We start from the raw sequence: 16,384 nt of genomic DNA, 5'->3' as shown, positions 1-16,384 counted from the left end.
ATATATATAATAAATGGAAAGTTTGCAACTAAAAAAAATACAGAGTGAGATAGAAAATATTTGGAAAAATAGAGAGAAATTTAACGACTGTAACCTAAAGGAAACAGCAAGAATAGCAATTAAAGAGGTAGTTGAGCTCCTTGATAGTGGCAAAATTAGAGTAGCAGAAAAGCTATCAAGTGGAGAATGGGTAGTACATAAGTGGATAAAGCAGGCAATATTATTACATTTTTTCACTGAAGAAAACAAAATAATAGACAATACCAATTGCTGGTTTGACAAGATCGGTAACAAATTTAGTGAATGGAATGAGGAGAAATTTTGCCAGTTAAAAATTAGAGCAGTTCCTGGGTGTTTTGTCCGCCGATCTGCTTATATAGGTAAAAATGTTGTTCTAATGCCAAGTTTTATCAACGTTGGTGCATATGTTGATTCAGGAACAATGATAGATACCTGGTCAACGATTGGTAGCTGTGCGCAAATAGGAAAAAACTGCCATATTTCCGGTGGAGTGGGAATAGGTGGAGTCCTTGAGCCTATTCAAGCTTCACCTGTCATTATAGAAGATAATTGCTTTATTGGAGCACGTAGCGAGGTAGCCGAGGGTGTGGTAGTGAGAGAAGGATCAGTCCTTGGCATGGGTGTGTTTATTGGAGCATCAACAAAGATTATCGATAGAGAAACTAGCAAGGTATTTTATGGCGAAGTGCCGCCTTATTCTGTAGTAGTACCAGGGTCTATTCCATCTAAAAATAACATTTCAACCTATTGTGCAGTCATAGTAAAAAAAGTGGATGAAAAGACAAGGTTGAAAACCTCTATAAATGAAATATTGAGAGATTAAACTATCTCACTGCTTGTCGTCACTTTGTTTATCATTATTACTAACCACAGTAATGGCATACGCACATAACTCTGAGAAAGAGACTCCATTTTCTTGAGATAATTTATATAATTTCTGCAGACTTTCTTTTACTTTATTAGGGATATTCCCTCCACGTTCTTTTACAAGCCAGGAATCTTGATGATGAATTGGATGAGCATCACCTTTTGGATTTCCTATGTATATTGCAAAAGGTGAACTTTGCCCGTTGAAGTCACATTGTACAGTAAATTTTTTTATAGATTCAGCCATCTAAAGACCTCTACTTTTCTTTTTGGTTGATTTTATAGCAGGTGGAAGAGGTGGTTTCTTTATAAAATCTTGCCTATTGATAACACTTTCTTTGCCTTCTAAAGCTCGGCGAACATCAGCTCTGCTTAATTGCGACTCTTTTGCTACCTTCATTCCATGCTTTGCCATAATATTAGCATATGCTAGCACTTTTTTTACCAATTCTAGATCACCATCTAGCATTTGAACTAGCACTTGAAACACTTCCGCTAAAGTTAGTCCATCAGCATTTATAACCTTGTTTTCTATAAAATTGACAGCTTCTTCAAATTTGTATTCAATACTATCATCTTGAGGTATAAGGGCAACATAATCGGTGTTTTTGTCGTCCATAGCTGAAGCACTATTACTCACAAACTTAAGTTTATACTATATATATAAATACTCTACTATTTTATATTATGGTACGCTATAGTTAAACATTTATTAATAACATGCTCACTTATATACACGAATTAATTGACAAAAGTCAAGGATCAATATCCATCAGTGATTTCATGAATGCCGTTTTGTACCATGAAAAATACGGCTATTATACGAGTAGATTACCACTTGGTAAGGATGGTGATTTTACTACTGCACCTGAGATCAGCCAATTATTTGGTGAAGTAATTGCAGTTTGGATAATGCATACATGGGAAAAATTAGGAAAGCCATCAAAATTTTCTCTAGTTGAACTTGGGCCAGGCAAAGGAACACTCATTCACGATATAATAAGAGTCACTAAAAAATACAGCAGCTTTTTTAATTCAATGTTGATCCACTTAGTTGAAATAAGCCCTACTTTACGGAAGATACAAAAGGAAAAATTAAAAGGCTTAGGTGTTAATTGGCACAAAGATATTGACAACCTACCAGAACAACCAACCATTTTTTTAGCAAATGAGTTCTTTGACGCTCTTCCGATAGATCAGTTTGTATATCGTGATGAGGGGTGGTATGAAAATAGGGTAACAAAACAAGATGATGGGGTGTCATCCCAGTGCATGACAGGAAAACAGAATGATGTCATCCAAGTAGCTAACTACTTGGATCCAGAAAAAAGGAGGGTGTCATCCCAGTGCCCAGACACTGGGATCCAGCTTTCCATGCAGTCTTATCAAAAATGTTTATTTCAAGTAAAGCCAGCTTACTTTTATGCTTATCAACTCAGTGTACTTACTTACAATCAGAATTCCTGGATTCCAGCGCCACGCGCTGGAATGACAGAGAGTTTTAATGGCGCTGTAGTGGAAGTATGTTCAACTGGAATTGAAATACTGAAAAAACTTGAGAAGAAGATAGTTAATAATAAAGGAGCTGCTTTGATTATAGATTACGGTTATGTATACCCCGCATATAAGAGCACTTTGCAATCGATAAAACAACATAAGTATGCTAATTTTCTTGAGAATGTTGGTAATAGTGATATTACTGCACTTGTGAACTTTCAAGCATTAAAAGATTCATTAAAACACGTAGATTGCGAGATTTTAACCCAAAGAGAATTTTTATATCTTTTTGGCATAAAAGAAAGAACCCAGGCTTTAATGAAAAGCGCAAGTGATGAACAAAAGAATAGGATCTTTAGTGAATTCTTAAGGTTGACTGAAAATATGGGCACTCTTTTTAAAGCAATGCTATTGATAGCATAGCTAAAATAATTTATGTTATTGGGAATGTTGTAACAAAATTAGGTATATTGGTACATACCTAAGTGGGGTAAAAGGAGGCTGACATAGCGGGTTTTATACTATTCTAGAAGTAATATGCGGAAAAGGGGGGATTCGAACCCCCGACATATTTTCATATGTGCACGCTTTCCAAGCGTGTGCTTTAGACCACTCAGCCACCTTTCCATGCATATTCATAATATTGAAAATTGTACTGCTAAACAATATAAAAACCAGGTATATAGGGTTCACCACGAAAATTCACAGTATTGTTAAATTTGCTTCTGCAAGTTGGAAATGTTTTATCGCAACCTGCGAGTATTGAATATTTATCTCCAGCAAAAATTTGGTATGAAGGCGAAGTAAACAATGTAACTACTCTATTTTTATATTCTTTTACTATACCTTCAAACGCTGTTGAGCCAAAGAATTTCACTACTCCGTGCTTATAATATTCATCACTCTCAGTTAAATTCGTGTCTTCAAATCTTCTTTCATCTATTACTTTAGTGATTGTACTTATTTTACTAAATTTTTTAGTATCGGCTTTACATTTATCATCGCAAAATTGTGCTCTGCATGCAGGAGAGTATAATTCTGCTATGCTTCTCTCAAGCTTTGTCGCAAGCCCTCTAATTTCAACAATAAATCTTCCACTACTTAATGTCACTTTACCAAAAGTTCCTGAATGTAGATTCATTGTTCCCTGGGTCAAGTCTTTATAATTCACAAGAAATATTTCAATATTTGCAAAGTCGTACTTTCCTGATAAAACATCTTTTTCTTTAATATCAACACTATTTAATATCCCTTCAATTTCTAGATTATCAGTTTTTAAATCGCTGTTTAATATTATACTACTGGCTGTAAATCCACTTGAAGATTTATAGAGTATATTATTAATATTTAAATCTTCATCATAGTCAGTGAATCCCATTACTTCTCCACCTGCGAGCTTTAATTTCCAGCACGTAGCGATAGTAAGTAATTCTCCAGCTAAGTGATTTTTTAATATGGTTTGCATAATTGCCTCCTATAAGTAATGGTAGAGAAAAATAAGCAGTATAGCTAATCCAAGAAAGGTTTTCCTACGTCATACCGCGATTCATTCGCGGTATCTCAGCCGCTAACAAGTAGCGGAATGACGAATTTTTGTTTTTCAAATTATCGGTAAACCTAAGTCACTTTAGCTATAGCTACAATAATCGCTAATAAATCTCGTCTATACTCGCTTCTTCAAATCCCTATAAAAATTCTCATGCGGAGCAAGGGCAAGAAGTGTTAATTCGTTATTTTGCTCATTATAAAAATAAGCCAATAAAGTAAGTTGATTAAAAATGGAAAATTTATACACACGAACACCTGCAAGGTCGCCTAACTTTAGCTCCCCGACATGTGGATTATTTTGAATTTGCTTGATAACTTCTTCAAGTCTAGATAGCTGATTATTATGTAGCTTCTTCATTGACCGCTTAAAAGTATTGGTAAGAAGAATTTTCAAAGTTTTATAGGTTTATACTCTTCAACATTACCTGATTTAGCATCCTCAATGCCTGATAGAATTTCTTTAATGATGTTATAGCTGAGCTCAGGGTTATCCTCAACAATTTGACCAACTTTAGCCCAATGCTCAATTTGCTGCGGCATAGAACGATTTTGTAACATGGAACGAGATTGTACTACTTTTTCAAATTCTCCATCAAAATTCACTGTTATATCCATGATATTTTTATTTTTACTTTAAGCTATTATACCATATATTGAAAAATTTTTCAATGTAAATAATTTTCATCTAAAAATACACACCACATTAAATTGTGGTGTGTACTGGTTGGTTAGAAAGAAAACTTCACACCAGTGAGCAGAAGAACTCCTTGGTTAGAAGGTATAACCTGATTCTCTTTCAGTGCACCTTTTTCGTTAGTCATAAAATAATGGAGAGCTGCATAAGGAACAAATTTGCTCTTACTGCAAGTAGGAGACAGATCATACTGAACACCAAGTGCACCATCGTGAAGCATATCTCCATCATTCATTCTACTGCCAAAGTATGTCAAGCTTGTATAGACATTCTCATATTGATAGCCAGCACCTACAGTCCAATACATGGTATCTATACTATCTTTACCAAATTGAGCTTGCAGTCCTTTAATTCTTTCGTCAGTATCAAGAAGCGACTCATATTTATCAGGGTTACCACCAGTACCTTTTATCAACGTTTTAATATCCTTCGGTTGACCAGATTTGCCCAAATATGCAAAAGAGGCAGCAAATTTTACGCCTTGATCTTCATTGACCTTATAATCAGCGCTTACACCCAAATTAATGCCCATAAGATCATTGTACTCTACAAACTCCTTATAAAGATGCTTACCTTTATTTGGTTCTTTTGCTTGACCATACTCACCAACCACAGAAGTTTTAACTTTTATGTTATGTTTACTAAAGTCATATTCATATGATGCACCAGCGCTTACTATGTGCTCATAGTCTGGCCCAACATGTCTTAGCGTCTCCTCATGTTTTACCTCCGTTACCTTATCACTTAAATCTTTGAGAAGATTTGGAGCTATTTCTTTTACAACGGATAAACCACTATCATAGCGAGGTGAATAGCTAACACCAAACCTTGCACCCATATAATTTGGTGAGTAGTAAGCAACTTTAAACGGCAGTGTAGTCATAATATCTTTGTTGTATTTCCCTGCCATACGGAAGGAGAGTTTTTCACTCTCGCTCGAGAAGCTTTCAGTGTAAAGACGTGGTGTTACGTAAAATGGAAAATTTGCATCACTTCCTTCCAAATTCACTTTTCTGAACCAGTCGCTATCTGCAGCACCATCGACAGTTGCAATTCTTGTTGCATCAAGTCTCATCAGAGCCTCAGGACCAAATTGGTAACCAAGCTTCACGTCACCATATTTTGAATTCAAAAACACATGTGCACTTCTGCTCCTTGCAGCATTCACACCTTGTGATGCTCCCTTACCTTCAGTAACTGGGACATGAAATTGCACATCAGCACCATAAAGAAGTCCTAAATCTTCATTTTTGTTTTCAGCTCTTAAGTGCAATATTGCATCCGAAATCATGCCCATGCTTTCGCTGTAATCACCAATATTTCCTATTCCTTCAGGAAATACTGGATTTTCTCTCTTTATGTTATTTGGAACATTGTTAAAATAATCTGTAGATTTCCCTGGCATAATGTTATAACGCTCATCACCAATGATTCCAGGCTTACCATAACCTTGAGAGTCAACAACACCGCCAAAAGTTATTCTTAAACCATCTTTTCCTTGGTTAGTGTCGATAATATCAACTCCACCAACTGAAACAACAGGACTTGCCTTACCTTTTTCCTCTGTATTTTTGTTAACAACTTTTACATCTTTAGCTTTAATTTTAGCATTCTTAGTTTTAGAAGCCTTAGTTTTTGAAACTTTACCTTTTTCTATATTGGAATTCTTAGCATTTAGAGCTTTCGCTTTTGAATCCTCTATAAGCTTTGCTTTTTTCTCATTTGCTAGCCTGATCTCCTCTTTTTTCTTCTGCTCGGCTGCTAATTTCAGCTCCTCTTTTTTCTTAAGCTCTTCAGCTTTTTTTCTTGGATCAGCATTACATATTCTGTCCATCTTTTCTTTTAGTTTTTTATTTGATGTTTTCATAACTTCCATTTTTCCAGAAGTTTTTATGCTCTCTTGCTTTTTTATTTCCTTCATACTCTCATCAGAAAAGTCAGCTGCAAAGCTGCCGAAAGAACATAAAGTTAATAAAGAAACTAGAGCAGTTCTAGTATACATAGATTTTTTCATAGAAGTGCCCCCAAAAAATTTCGAAATCATTGTCTTAAATGTAAATATATAAAAATGTTGAAAATTCAACTTAAAGCAACCTTATAGCAAAAACAAAAGTAAAATGCAACACCTTAAAGACAACTTTTTTAATATGCCTAACGTGTATATTAACTAAAATTTAGCACAGAGGTTAATATTTTTTGCCTGCTAGTGCATTATAACTCTACTATTTATTCTATGGAAGTAAATTTTTTTTATTCTAACAATAGTAATTGAAAGGAAAAGAAACTATAGCTATGTTAAAAAAATAAACTATGAAAAATACTATTGACAATAATATCAATCTACATTATAGTTAAATAAATTGTTTAGCTGATAATAGATTGAGGTAGTTATGGATTTTAGTTTTTTACGCAATTGGTTTACTATAAATACTAGTGTAGGTGATGTAAGCTCAAAGTTAGACAATGCTGAACAATCAAACTCTTCTTTAATAGGGGACAACATAGAAAAAGACGATGCATTTGAGATCATTGAAGATTATGAATTTATAAATTCTGCTGATCCAAATGAACTACATTCTTTACCTTCTGATTACCAAATAGATGAAAGTATTGCAGAAATTGCAGGGTTTAATAAAGAGAAATTATTAGAAATGAGTAATTTCTCTAAAATAAGCTATGGTGATGACGACAATAAGTTAAGTGAAAAAAGATGCAACACCTTAGCTGAAGAAGTATACAAAACTGGATTTGAAGTTACTACGGAAGGTTATGAAATTATTCCATCACCTGAAAAAATGTATAAAACTAGAGCTGAACTTACTAAAGAAGGTTATGAAATCATTCCATTTGGTAATAGCTTTGAAAAAGATGCTGGTCATGTTTTCATAAAAGGTAAAGAAATAACAATAGCTTACCATGGTACTCGCTTAAAACATGGTTTATGGGGCTTAAATGATCTAATCACTGATCTAAATGCATCTTTTACTACCTCGGAACTTTTATCTAAAGGTGGAAGAATTCATCGTGGTTTTTATAACTCATTTACGGTTTCATGGCCTAATCTTTATGGCATTTTAAAATCTCACGCTGAGAAACAAGGATCAGAAATCAAAGATTTTAGAATTAATCTTACAGGTCACAGCATGGGAGGGGCGATTGCTAAGATAGCTGCTTTATGTCTTAATAAAACAGAAAGAGCTGAAGATATTCATGTTGCAACTTTTGGTGATCCAAGAGTTTTTGACCTTACTGCTAGTAAATTTTATAATGACGTTCTTCAAGAAAAAACCATTAGAGTAACTCAACATAGACAAGATCCAGTGCCAGCAGTATCACCTGGTCTTTTTGGTTATGCTCATGTAGGTGCACAATTAAGAATATCAGCACCGGAAGGATATTCTTTTCATAAAATAGATGGTTATCATGAAGCTGTTAAAGTAATGGATGAAAGTGATTTCAAGTCAAATAATAACGTATCTCTCTTTTACTATCCCGTTAGGGCATTAAGTCAAATTAACTCTGCAGTTTTAGGTAATGCTCAACATTATGCTGCAAAATTAGGAAGTTATATTCTCGGTGGAACAAATTTTTTTGAGGAAGTAAAAAAGGAATATCAAGATAATAAATTAAAAAATTCTTCTCAGGTTGAACAATCAGAAGATAAATTTGAAAATTCTTTTCAGATTGAGCAGGTACAAGTTATGCAAAGAGAGGTACGTGCAAGGGGCTTATAACTATTGTTATGGAGCAGTCAATATTGCTCCATTATCATTTAAATTCAATATAAAAGTTTCCACCACAACCATTCCTCTTTAAATTTTTTTAGATGTTCTTTTTTTTCGCACTCTAAAAGCAGCTCTTCTACACTTTTATTGTAGCTTTCAGTAGTAATCCTTCCCTGATGATGCATGAACCTTAAGTAAATCAAATAAGTATTAATTACATCCGTTTCGCAATAATCTCGAATCTCTTGTATTTTGCCGCTATCGTATAAGCCCATAACTTGTGACCCATCAACTCCAATCTTACCAGGAAGATTAAATGCTGCACAAACTTCGTTCATTTTTACTCTTGCAGAGGCTCCAAAATCAGAGAGGGTTTCAAGTAAGTCACAATGCCAATCACTACTATATCTCTGATTGTAACTATTCCACTTATCGCCAGCTTTATGAAAATATTCTGCTTGAATGCCATGGACCATAGCACGATACTTCAGTACTGGTATATCAAAAGTGCGTCCGTTGAACGAAACTAATCTTGGCTTTTTCTCTGATATGTAGTTAAAAAATCCTTTCACTAGCTCCTTTTCGCTGGAATTTGGTGTGCCTCCAGATCTAATTTCTTGCAGTGTGAACACCTCGTAACCGCTCTGGTGGCTTATATTGCAAAGTAAAAAACTGATAACTATAATTTGGTGGAAGGGCTGACGCAGAAAAGAGTTCTGCCCGTTTGTTATTTCCAGGTGGTATTTTGTTAATGCATCCCTTTTCTCTTCCACACTGCTATTGTCATCAATATCCAGCAAATTCTTGCAGGAATTTATATCCGGTATAGTTTCAATATCAAATACTAACAAAGAATTAAGCATTGCCTATATACTCCTCCGGACGGTCGATCCAAGGTCGCACTTTTACGAACAAAAAGAGGTGAACCTTGCACTCAAATAATTTTTCTAGTTCAGCACGTGCTTCGATATTAATTTTTTTAATATTACTGCCATCTTTCCCTAGCACTATTTTTTTATGACTATCTTTCAACACGAATATGATCTGTTTTATGACTAAACTCTTATCTTTTTTTTCCTCAAATTGTTCAGTTATAACAGCTGTAGAGTATGGCAATTCTTCACGCAAGTTCAAGAATAATTTTTCTCTCGTAATTTCTGCTGATAAAAAATTTGTCGAGGAATCGGTTATTTGATCTTCTTCATAAAACCAAGGGCTCACCGGTGCAACTTCAGACAAGTAATTCATCAAATCAGAAAGTCCATCATTCTTTAATGCTGATATCGTAAACACCTTTTCAAATTTATAAAGCAAATTCAGATGCTCATGAGCCATCTTGAGTTCTGGCCTTTTTACTAAATCAGTCTTATTAATAATCAAAATACATCTGCCTTTTGTGCGCTGCAGTCGTGCAAATATAGTCTTAATTCTTTCTATATTTTTCAAATAATTGCTTACATCAACAAGTAACAAAGTGATGTCATCACCCTTGATTGCTGACCATGCAGATTTGACTAAAGCTTTTTCAAGTTTTGTTTCTGCTGAGAAAATTCCTGGGGAGTCAGTAAAGACAATTTGTGTATTGTTGCATATTGCAATACCCCTTATCTGCGTCCTTGTTGTTTGCACTTTAGGGGTAACAATTGCAATTTTCTTGCCTATGATGCTATTAATTAATGTAGACTTCCCAGCATTTGGCAAGCCAGCTATGGTTACAAATAAGCACTCTTGTTCTTTCACAAAGGAAATTATAAAGAAAACTGGATGACAGTGTCAAGCACTGGAATGACAAGTTCTTGGCAACCCCTACGTCATACCGTCACGGTATCTCTAGATCCCGCTAACACGTAGCGGAATGACAGCAATCCTACGTCATACCGCCGTGAACCTTCATACCGTGATTTATTCACGGTATCTCACATAGATCCCGCTAACAAGCAGCGGGATGACAGCAATCCTACGTCATACCGCCGCGGTATCTCTTAGCATAGATCCCGCTAACACGTAGCGGGATGACGATTGTCAGGGTGTCATCCCAGCGCCCCTATGATGTCATCCCAGTGCCCAGACACTGGGATCCAGGAATTTTACTAAGTTGGTGAGCATAGAAGTGTTATGTTAAAACATAATGTTTTTGATGGGATTGCGGAAAGGCTGGATTCCAGTGTCAGCTACTTGCATGACAAGGTAGAGTATATAAACGCAGTCTCAATAACCATAGGGTGTCATCCAAGTAGCTGACGCTGGTTCCTTTATGACGATGTCATCCCAGTGCTTGACACTGGGATCCAGCCTTTATTATACAACTGCCTAATGTGCTCATTTGCGGTTGAATTTTCTGGATCCCAGTGTCTGGGCACTGGGATGACACCCTACTAGTGGAGGTTACTCTCAAACTGCAATGTTTGTTTATGTTAGCTACAAACATTAAGAAATTTACCAAATAAAGAAAAAAGGCAAAAGAAGCCCCATGGTTAACTAGTTATTTATATGTACTTCAAAATATTGGCGTTTTTTATTCTAAACGCTACGATTCAGCCGCTTTTAAATGCAACTAACCTAAATTGTAAACGTTAAGAAATTTACTAAGCAGAAAAAAAGGCAAAAGAAACCCCGTGGTAATTAGTGTTCACCCTCTAATCCTGCAAATTGGCGTACTATACTGTCTTAAACGACTTATAAGCGCGTTTCAGCTTATATAGGCAAAAACCTAGAAATGTTGTGAAGACATAGAGTGCACATAGTGCAAAAAATTAAAAATAAGACGCCAACTAAGTTGTTTTCTTGCTGTTTAATCTGCACAGATGAAGATAACTGAATACCTTCACCATCATGATAAGAGAACTGGCGGAGGATGTCAAGTGATTTTTGACGAAATGATTTTGAAAGTAAAGAGCGGGAGAAGGGGTTCGAACCCTCGACCTCAACCTTGGCAAGGTTGCGCTCTACCAACTGAGCTACTCCCGCAATTAAATTAACCTAAATTTACTTAATTATAGGCATATACAGCGATTTGTAAACCCCGTGTACACGAAAAATGTGAGAGCCCATAAATTTGCGTGGTTCCTTCTATGATCTTTTCGTATACTTAAGGCTCATTTTTGATTATCATAGGTTTTTAATTGTGCCAAAAAATGTATTAATTTTATGGGAATATTTTTATATAAAGACGACTTGCCAGCTAGTTCAATACCAGATGATGTAAGGTCTATAGCTATTGATACAGAGGCAATGGGGCTACTTCATAGCAGAGATAGATTATGCCTTGTGCAGCTCTCTTTTAATGATGGCAACGCTCACTTAGTTCAACTCAAGAACGATTACACAGCGCCAAATTTGAGAAAAATATTAGAGGATAAAAATATAACTAAAATATTTCACTTTGCACGATTTGATGTAAGCATAATACGTTATTACTTGGAAACTTGGGCACTTCCGTGCTATTGCACGAAAATAGCTTCACGGTTAGTTCGCACTTACACAGATAATCACAGCTTAAAAGAGTTGTGCTTAGAGCTGCTTGATACAAAACTAAATAAGCAGCAGCAATCTTCTGATTGGGGAAATGAAAATTTGACAGACAAACAAAAAAATTATGCTGCATCTGATGTTTTGTATCTCCATAAGATAAAGGAAAAGCTAGATTTAATGTTGGAACGTGAAAATAGAAAAGAATTGGCCCAAAAGTGCTTTGAATTTCTTCCGACTCGTATTGAGTTAGACTTAATGGGTTGGGAAAACGTGGATATCTTTAATCATCAAATATAATCATTTGTGAGAAGTTTTTTGTTTGTGCAAAACACTTTAGGGCAATTTTTCAGAAGAATTTAGTTGATTAACTGCTAATTGATGCGCTATACTTACAAAAATTTAGGTATTTTATGAGTGATGATATTACACCGGTAAATGATCAAAATTTCAAATCTGAAGTCACTGACTATAAAGGGTTTGTTCTGATAGACTTTTGGGCAGAATGGTGTGGGCCATGTAAAAGTCTAATGCCACGTATCGAACAATTGGCTAAAGACAGAAAAGGCAAGATTAAGATCTGCAAATTCAACATAGATGAAGGAACTGAAGTGCCAAGTAAGTATGGGGTTCAATCTATACCTACTTTGATCATATTTCAAGATGGTAAGGAAATTGCACGCAAAATTGGTGCAACAAATGATTTGCCAAGTTGGGTTGATAGTGAAATAAGCTGATAGACAAATTTGCTTTTGTGTATATTATAAATATTGATAAAAGGGATTGTAGCTCAGTCGGTTAGAGCAGTTCGCTCATAACGAATTGGTCGTAGGTTCGAGTCCTGCCAATCCCACCATTGTTAGCATGATCGTAACAATGAGAAAACTATAGTATATGAATTATATGTTGATATAATAGAGGAAATAATGGAATTTACTAAATCTTTGAATAATAAGTTAGATGAGTTGCACTTACTAAATCATCCATTCTACCAATCATGGAATACAGGAAGCTTAAGCTTGCAAACTTTACAAACCTATGCTAAAGAATATTATCATCATGTTGCAGCATTTCCTCGTTATATCAGCGGTATACATTTCTTGTGCCCAAACCTAAAGATGCGGCAAGTTTTGCTTGGTAATTTAATAGAAGAAGAACAAGGTGATGAAAATCATCCAGAGCTATGGAAACGTTTTGCTGAAGGGCTTGGCGTTGATCTCCATGAAGATGCACAGATTAAAGAGACACAGGAGTTAGTTGATGGTTACTTTGATATTGTACGATCAGGTTTTGCAGCAGGTCTTGGAGCCTTGTACGCTTACGAACGTCAAACTCCAGAGGTTTCTAAGTCTAAAATTGAAGGTTTAAAAAAACACTATTCAATAAGTGATGAGCGTTCTCTTCAATTTTTTACGGTTCATATGCATGCTGATGAATGGCATTCTGAGGAATGTGCAAATCTTATTGCAGACTTAAGCGAAGAAGAGCAAGAGAAAGCCATGCAAGGCGCTAAAAAAGGAGCAAAACTCTTGTGGGGTTTTCTTGACGGGATGATGAACGCTAGTGTATGTCATTAATTGTAAGTAGATTTAAACTCAGTGATGTTAAAATGCAATGTAATCTTCTTATATCTGACCTGCGGCTTTGGGTTCATTTAGGATGTAGTGTAGAAGAGAAGTTTCATTCTCAATTAGTTAGTGTTAATATTGATTTTACCTTTAAATCCCCCCCTTTAGGACTTACAACTGACCGGCTTGAAGATACAGTCTGCTATCTAGAGGTAGTACAAAATGTTCAATCTCTCGTTCAAAGCAAGCAATTCAACTTAATCGAGCATTTAACTCATGATATATACAGGACCATTAATAACCTTGTGATGCAAAAAAAGCATATTATTTCTTCTATAGGCGTAACTATTCACAAAGTTGCACCACCTGTCCCCAGTGTGCATGGAGGTGTTTTCTTTACTTATCGTAATGCGTTGCAAGAATGATTTACATCTCTGTTGGCTCAAATATAGGAAATCGCTTTTCCCATTTACAAAGGGCTGCTCAGTTACTAAAGGAACGCTATTTTAAAGATTTAAAGTCTTCGATCATTCTAGAAACTAAGGCCATTTTACCAAACGGTGCTCCACCTGAGTGGGATAAGCCATTTCTCAACATGATTGTCTATGGAAGTTGTTCTTCTTCTCCCGAAGAGCTATTAAAAGGTCTAAAACAAATTGAGTGTAATATTGGCCGTCCACAGGTCTATGAAAAGTGGGCACCTCGCGTTATTGATTTGGATATTTTGTTATGGGATGATCTAACGCTCGATACACCCTACCTTAGAATTCCTCACCCAGAATTGATAAACAGACCATTCTTGCTTCACTTGATGGCAATGCTGAACCCTATGGATAATACTCCAATAATCAACAAAACGTTCGGTACCGTTGCTTATGATATCCCTAATGTTCAAGATTGTTTTTTAAAGAGTTTTACGCTTTCGCCAGAGCTTGTGGGTATTGTCAATATTACTTCTGATTCATTTTCAGATGGTGGTCTTTATTATGATGCAGATCAAGCAACCAAGCAAGCACTGCAACTAGTATCAGACGGTGCAAGTATAGTTGATCTTGGTGCTCAATCAACAAGACCTGGCTCCTTAATACAAACTCCAAAAGCAGAATATGCACGCTTAAAACCAGTGCTTGACAATCTCAATCAGCATATGAAAGTTGGTGATATTAAAGTCAGCATTGATAGCTTCTGGCCAGACGTTATTTTAAATGTTTTGGAACACTACAACATTGCCTGGGTAAACAATCAGAAGGGAGCTCTAGATAATAATACCTTAAAGGCAATTGCAGGTAGTGGGTGTAGTATCGTTATTATGCATTCACTCTCCATACCACCACGTAAGGATAACGTTATTCCAGGTAACACTGACCTCATCGATACCATAAATCATTGGACAGAGAAGAGCATTAATAGACTACTAAACCTGGGTTTTAACGAAAGTTCAATAATTATTGATCCTGGTATTGGTTTTGGAAAATCTCTATATCAGAATATCTGGATTTTACGCAATATAGAGGCATTACAAAGTTTTGGCTGCAAAGTTTTAGTGGGTCATTCTAGAAAGTCATTTATTTCTTCTTTTTCCACAGAACTTGTCTTTAACCGAGATTTAGAAACAATTGCTTTATCGTCTGCATTGCACAACAAAGTTGATTTCCTTCGAGTGCATAATGTGCGTGATCACATGCGATTTTTTGTAGCTCAACAGGAATGAAGATTATCGGAATTATGGCTGTTGATCCCAAGGGAGTAATTGGAATAAATAATAGATTGCCCTGGCATTATCCAAGTGAGTTAGATCATTTTCGTCAGGTGACCGACAAACAAGTTATGGTGATGGGAAGAAAAACATTTGAGATAATACCCCAAAACATATTAAAGCCTATTGTTTTTTCTCGTAACAAATTAAGTCCTTGTTTTAATAAAGGCATAGAATGCACTATTGTTTCTTCTATGCAAGAGTTTTTGTCAATCCAAGGTAGTTCTAAAGTCTTCATGATTGGTGGAGCACAAATAGCGCACCTTTTTTTGAAGTATGATCTAATCTCAGAGTTTATCATAACAGAAATTCACAGACCTTATGAAGGTGATGTATATTTCAACTTAACACTTCTTGATAGATGGAATAAAACTATTCTTACCAAAACAAAAGACTATACTATATGCAAGCTAACACGTTAATATGCATATTGAAGCAATTTATACCCACCGCATTGAATGTGGAGAAGTATTAGAGCAAGTTCTTGATTGCTATGTTTCAGAGTTGCTCAGAGAGGAAGTTGTTCTTGCTATTACATCGAAAATCATTTCCATTTGTCAAAAACAAGTGGTTTGCAAAACTGCTTGTTCTAAAGAAGAGCTAATCAAAAGAGAAGCTGATGCAATTGTTGATGTGGCTCACAGTATCTGTTTAACGATTAAAGATAATATCTTAATTCCATCTGCTGGTATTGATGAATCAAATGGTAATGAAATGTATATTTTATACCCAAAGGATGTTCAGAAAACGGCTCTGTCAATATGGAACTATCTCAAGACAAAACACTACATAAAACATCTTGGTATTTTGATCACAGATAGTAATGTAACACCTATGCGTCGTGGGGTTACAGGCATTGCTCTTGGTTGGTGTGGATTTGAGCCACTTTATTCTTATATAGGCAAACCAGATCTTTATAGCGAGCCACTTAAAGTAACACAAGTCAATCTTCTTGATGCACTGGCAACATCTGCTGTTTTAGTTATGGGAGAAGGGGCAGAGCAAACACCAATGGCAATAATTAGTGATGCACCAAAGGTTCGCTTTCTTACTCGTCCACCAACTGTAGAAGAAGAAAAAAGTGTTAAGATATCTATGAAAAAAGATCTTTACTCTCCTCTCCTCATGGGAGCCCGTTGGTTAAAGAGAAACTTAAAAAATTTGCTATTTCTTCATAAGGAGAAGTAGTTAAAGGAATTTACTCTATTTCTCCCTCTTTTTTTATTATTTTTAATCTATA

The 16,384-nt window shown here is 35.6% G+C and carries 19 protein-coding genes, 3 tRNA genes and 1 pseudogene; 12 read left to right on the top strand and 11 right to left on the bottom strand.

Annotated features, from left to right (window positions below; translation table 11 throughout):
* Positions 1-13: 13 nt before the first annotated feature.
* The gene (gene dapD / locus ACE38O_RS01155) at positions 14-844 is read left to right on the top strand and encodes a 2,3,4,5-tetrahydropyridine-2,6-dicarboxylate N-succinyltransferase (protein ID WP_374698790.1); all 831 of its coding nucleotides are present in this window, start codon (positions 14-16) and stop codon (positions 842-844) included.
* Between the two features lie 6 nt (positions 845-850).
* On the opposite strand, the gene ACE38O_RS01150 is transcribed toward dapD, so the two are convergent.
* Positions 851-1,135 (bottom strand): DUF2610 domain-containing protein, encoded by a 285-nt coding sequence (locus ACE38O_RS01150; protein WP_374698789.1) that lies wholly within the window; start codon positions 1,133-1,135, stop codon positions 851-853.
* Positions 1,136-1,507, bottom strand: coding sequence for a hypothetical protein (locus ACE38O_RS01145; protein WP_374698788.1), 372 nt, complete (start codon positions 1,505-1,507; stop codon positions 1,136-1,138).
* A 101-nt stretch (positions 1,508-1,608) separates the two neighbouring features.
* On the opposite strand from ACE38O_RS01145, the gene ACE38O_RS01140 reads away from it, so the two are divergent.
* Positions 1,609-2,808 carry a class I SAM-dependent methyltransferase gene (locus tag ACE38O_RS01140; RefSeq protein WP_374698787.1) on the top strand — a complete coding sequence of 400 codons (1,200 nt, stop codon included), beginning with the start codon at positions 1,609-1,611 and terminating at the stop codon, positions 2,806-2,808.
* Between the two features lie 117 nt (positions 2,809-2,925).
* Here ACE38O_RS01140 and ACE38O_RS01135 read toward each other — a convergent pair.
* From ACE38O_RS01135 to ACE38O_RS01115, 5 genes are all read right to left on the bottom strand, one after another.
* A tRNA-Ser gene (locus tag ACE38O_RS01135) sits at positions 2,926-3,012 on the bottom strand.
* 31 nt (positions 3,013-3,043) lie between these two features.
* The gene (locus ACE38O_RS01130) at positions 3,044-3,850 is read right to left on the bottom strand and encodes a DUF2163 domain-containing protein (RefSeq protein WP_374698786.1); all 807 of its coding nucleotides are present in this window, start codon (positions 3,848-3,850) and stop codon (positions 3,044-3,046) included.
* Positions 3,851-4,048: 198 nt separating this feature from the next.
* The gene (locus tag ACE38O_RS01125) at positions 4,049-4,291 is read right to left on the bottom strand and encodes a type II toxin-antitoxin system RelE/ParE family toxin (protein ID WP_374698785.1); all 243 of its coding nucleotides are present in this window, start codon (positions 4,289-4,291) and stop codon (positions 4,049-4,051) included.
* A 32-nt stretch (positions 4,292-4,323) separates the two neighbouring features.
* Entirely contained in the window at positions 4,324-4,548 is a 225-nt protein-coding gene (locus ACE38O_RS01120) for a TA system antitoxin ParD family protein (protein ID WP_374698784.1), read from the bottom strand.
* 113 nt (positions 4,549-4,661) lie between these two features.
* Positions 4,662-6,641 carry a porin gene (locus ACE38O_RS01115; protein ID WP_374698783.1) on the bottom strand — a complete coding sequence of 660 codons (1,980 nt, stop codon included), beginning with the start codon at positions 6,639-6,641 and terminating at the stop codon, positions 4,662-4,664.
* A 376-nt stretch (positions 6,642-7,017) separates the two neighbouring features.
* Between ACE38O_RS01115 and ACE38O_RS01110 the strand changes: the two genes are divergently transcribed.
* Positions 7,018-8,361 carry a lipase family protein gene (locus ACE38O_RS01110; RefSeq protein WP_374698782.1) on the top strand — a complete coding sequence of 448 codons (1,344 nt, stop codon included), beginning with the start codon at positions 7,018-7,020 and terminating at the stop codon, positions 8,359-8,361.
* Between the two features lie 44 nt (positions 8,362-8,405).
* Here ACE38O_RS01110 and ACE38O_RS01105 read toward each other — a convergent pair whose 3' ends face one another.
* Positions 8,406-9,215 carry a 3'-5' exonuclease gene (locus ACE38O_RS01105; protein WP_374698781.1) on the bottom strand — a complete coding sequence of 270 codons (810 nt, stop codon included), beginning with the start codon at positions 9,213-9,215 and terminating at the stop codon, positions 8,406-8,408.
* The gene (gene era, locus ACE38O_RS01100; RefSeq protein WP_374698780.1) at positions 9,208-10,092 is read right to left on the bottom strand and encodes a GTPase Era; all 885 of its coding nucleotides are present in this window, start codon (positions 10,090-10,092) and stop codon (positions 9,208-9,210) included. Before era ends, ACE38O_RS01105 begins: the two co-directional genes overlap by 8 nt.
* A gap of 375 nt (positions 10,093-10,467) precedes the next feature.
* Between era and ACE38O_RS06085 the strand changes: the two genes are divergently transcribed.
* Complete coding sequence (locus tag ACE38O_RS06085) at positions 10,468-10,593, top strand: hypothetical protein (RefSeq protein ID WP_410542005.1); 126 nt, start codon at positions 10,468-10,470, stop codon at positions 10,591-10,593.
* Positions 10,594-10,607: 14 nt separating this feature from the next.
* Here the strand turns inward: ACE38O_RS06085 and ACE38O_RS01090 are convergent.
* A pseudogene (locus ACE38O_RS01090) lies at positions 10,608-10,721 on the bottom strand (WPE palindromic element domain-containing protein); the annotation flags it as partial.
* 525 nt (positions 10,722-11,246) lie between these two features.
* Positions 11,247-11,319 (bottom strand) — tRNA-Gly (locus tag ACE38O_RS01085).
* A gap of 180 nt (positions 11,320-11,499) precedes the next feature.
* Between ACE38O_RS01085 and ACE38O_RS01080 the strand changes: the two genes are divergently transcribed.
* From ACE38O_RS01080 to ACE38O_RS01045, 8 genes are all read left to right on the top strand, one after another.
* Positions 11,500-12,120 (top strand): ribonuclease D, encoded by a 621-nt coding sequence (locus ACE38O_RS01080; RefSeq protein ID WP_374698779.1) that lies wholly within the window; start codon positions 11,500-11,502, stop codon positions 12,118-12,120.
* Positions 12,121-12,233: 113 nt separating this feature from the next.
* Complete coding sequence (gene trxA, locus ACE38O_RS01075; RefSeq protein ID WP_374698778.1) at positions 12,234-12,557, top strand: thioredoxin; 324 nt, start codon at positions 12,234-12,236, stop codon at positions 12,555-12,557.
* Positions 12,558-12,599: 42 nt separating this feature from the next.
* A tRNA-Ile gene (locus tag ACE38O_RS01070) sits at positions 12,600-12,676 on the top strand.
* A gap of 70 nt (positions 12,677-12,746) precedes the next feature.
* Positions 12,747-13,397, top strand: a complete 651-nt coding sequence (locus ACE38O_RS01065) for a CADD family putative folate metabolism protein (RefSeq protein WP_374698777.1) — start codon at positions 12,747-12,749, stop codon at positions 13,395-13,397.
* Positions 13,388-13,813 carry a dihydroneopterin aldolase gene (locus tag ACE38O_RS01060; protein ID WP_374698776.1) on the top strand — a complete coding sequence of 142 codons (426 nt, stop codon included), beginning with the start codon at positions 13,388-13,390 and terminating at the stop codon, positions 13,811-13,813. Before ACE38O_RS01065 ends, ACE38O_RS01060 begins: the two co-directional genes overlap by 10 nt.
* Positions 13,810-15,099 carry a dihydropteroate synthase gene (folP, locus tag ACE38O_RS01055; protein WP_374698775.1) on the top strand — a complete coding sequence of 430 codons (1,290 nt, stop codon included), beginning with the start codon at positions 13,810-13,812 and terminating at the stop codon, positions 15,097-15,099. The genes ACE38O_RS01060 and folP overlap by 4 nt, the downstream gene beginning before the upstream one ends.
* Positions 15,096-15,566 (top strand): dihydrofolate reductase, encoded by a 471-nt coding sequence (locus ACE38O_RS01050; protein WP_374698774.1) that lies wholly within the window; start codon positions 15,096-15,098, stop codon positions 15,564-15,566. Before folP ends, ACE38O_RS01050 begins: the two co-directional genes overlap by 4 nt.
* Position 15,567: 1 nt before the next feature.
* Entirely contained in the window at positions 15,568-16,332 is a 765-nt protein-coding gene (locus tag ACE38O_RS01045; RefSeq protein ID WP_374698773.1) for a putative folate metabolism gamma-glutamate ligase, read from the top strand.
* The last annotated feature ends 52 nt before the right edge of the window (positions 16,333-16,384 follow it).

The sequence above is a fragment of the Wolbachia endosymbiont (group B) of Limnophora tigrina genome (assembly GCF_964263235.1).
Taxonomy (GTDB): Bacteria; Pseudomonadota; Alphaproteobacteria; order Rickettsiales; family Anaplasmataceae; genus Wolbachia.
Note: the sequence above shows the minus strand (reverse complement) of the source record. Positions and strands in the feature narration are given on the sequence as shown.

Coding starts and splice junctions, on each gene's coding strand:
- ACE38O_RS01120 (WP_374698784.1), bottom strand. CDS start 4,548: ATGGATATAACAGTGAATTTTGATGGAGAATTTGAAAAAGTAGTACAA.
- ACE38O_RS01145 (WP_374698788.1), bottom strand. CDS start 1,507: ATGGACGACAAAAACACCGATTATGTTGCCCTTATACCTCAAGATGAT.
- ACE38O_RS06085 (WP_410542005.1), top strand. CDS start 10,468: ATGTTAAAACATAATGTTTTTGATGGGATTGCGGAAAGGCTGGATTCC.
- folP (WP_374698775.1), top strand. CDS start 13,810: ATGATTTACATCTCTGTTGGCTCAAATATAGGAAATCGCTTTTCCCAT.
- ACE38O_RS01125 (WP_374698785.1), bottom strand. CDS start 4,291: ATGAAGAAGCTACATAATAATCAGCTATCTAGACTTGAAGAAGTTATC.
- ACE38O_RS01105 (WP_374698781.1), bottom strand. CDS start 9,215: ATGCTTAATTCTTTGTTAGTATTTGATATTGAAACTATACCGGATATA.
- dapD (WP_374698790.1), top strand. CDS start 14: ATGGAAAGTTTGCAACTAAAAAAAATACAGAGTGAGATAGAAAATATT.
- ACE38O_RS01080 (WP_374698779.1), top strand. CDS start 11,500: ATGGGAATATTTTTATATAAAGACGACTTGCCAGCTAGTTCAATACCA.
- ACE38O_RS01110 (WP_374698782.1), top strand. CDS start 7,018: ATGGATTTTAGTTTTTTACGCAATTGGTTTACTATAAATACTAGTGTA.
- ACE38O_RS01140 (WP_374698787.1), top strand. CDS start 1,609: ATGCTCACTTATATACACGAATTAATTGACAAAAGTCAAGGATCAATA.
- ACE38O_RS01065 (WP_374698777.1), top strand. CDS start 12,747: ATGGAATTTACTAAATCTTTGAATAATAAGTTAGATGAGTTGCACTTA.
- ACE38O_RS01045 (WP_374698773.1), top strand. CDS start 15,568: ATGCATATTGAAGCAATTTATACCCACCGCATTGAATGTGGAGAAGTA.
- ACE38O_RS01115 (WP_374698783.1), bottom strand. CDS start 6,641: ATGAAAAAATCTATGTATACTAGAACTGCTCTAGTTTCTTTATTAACT.
- ACE38O_RS01050 (WP_374698774.1), top strand. CDS start 15,096: ATGAAGATTATCGGAATTATGGCTGTTGATCCCAAGGGAGTAATTGGA.
- ACE38O_RS01150 (WP_374698789.1), bottom strand. CDS start 1,135: ATGGCTGAATCTATAAAAAAATTTACTGTACAATGTGACTTCAACGGG.
- trxA (WP_374698778.1), top strand. CDS start 12,234: ATGAGTGATGATATTACACCGGTAAATGATCAAAATTTCAAATCTGAA.
- ACE38O_RS01060 (WP_374698776.1), top strand. CDS start 13,388: ATGTCATTAATTGTAAGTAGATTTAAACTCAGTGATGTTAAAATGCAA.
- ACE38O_RS01130 (WP_374698786.1), bottom strand. CDS start 3,850: ATGCAAACCATATTAAAAAATCACTTAGCTGGAGAATTACTTACTATC.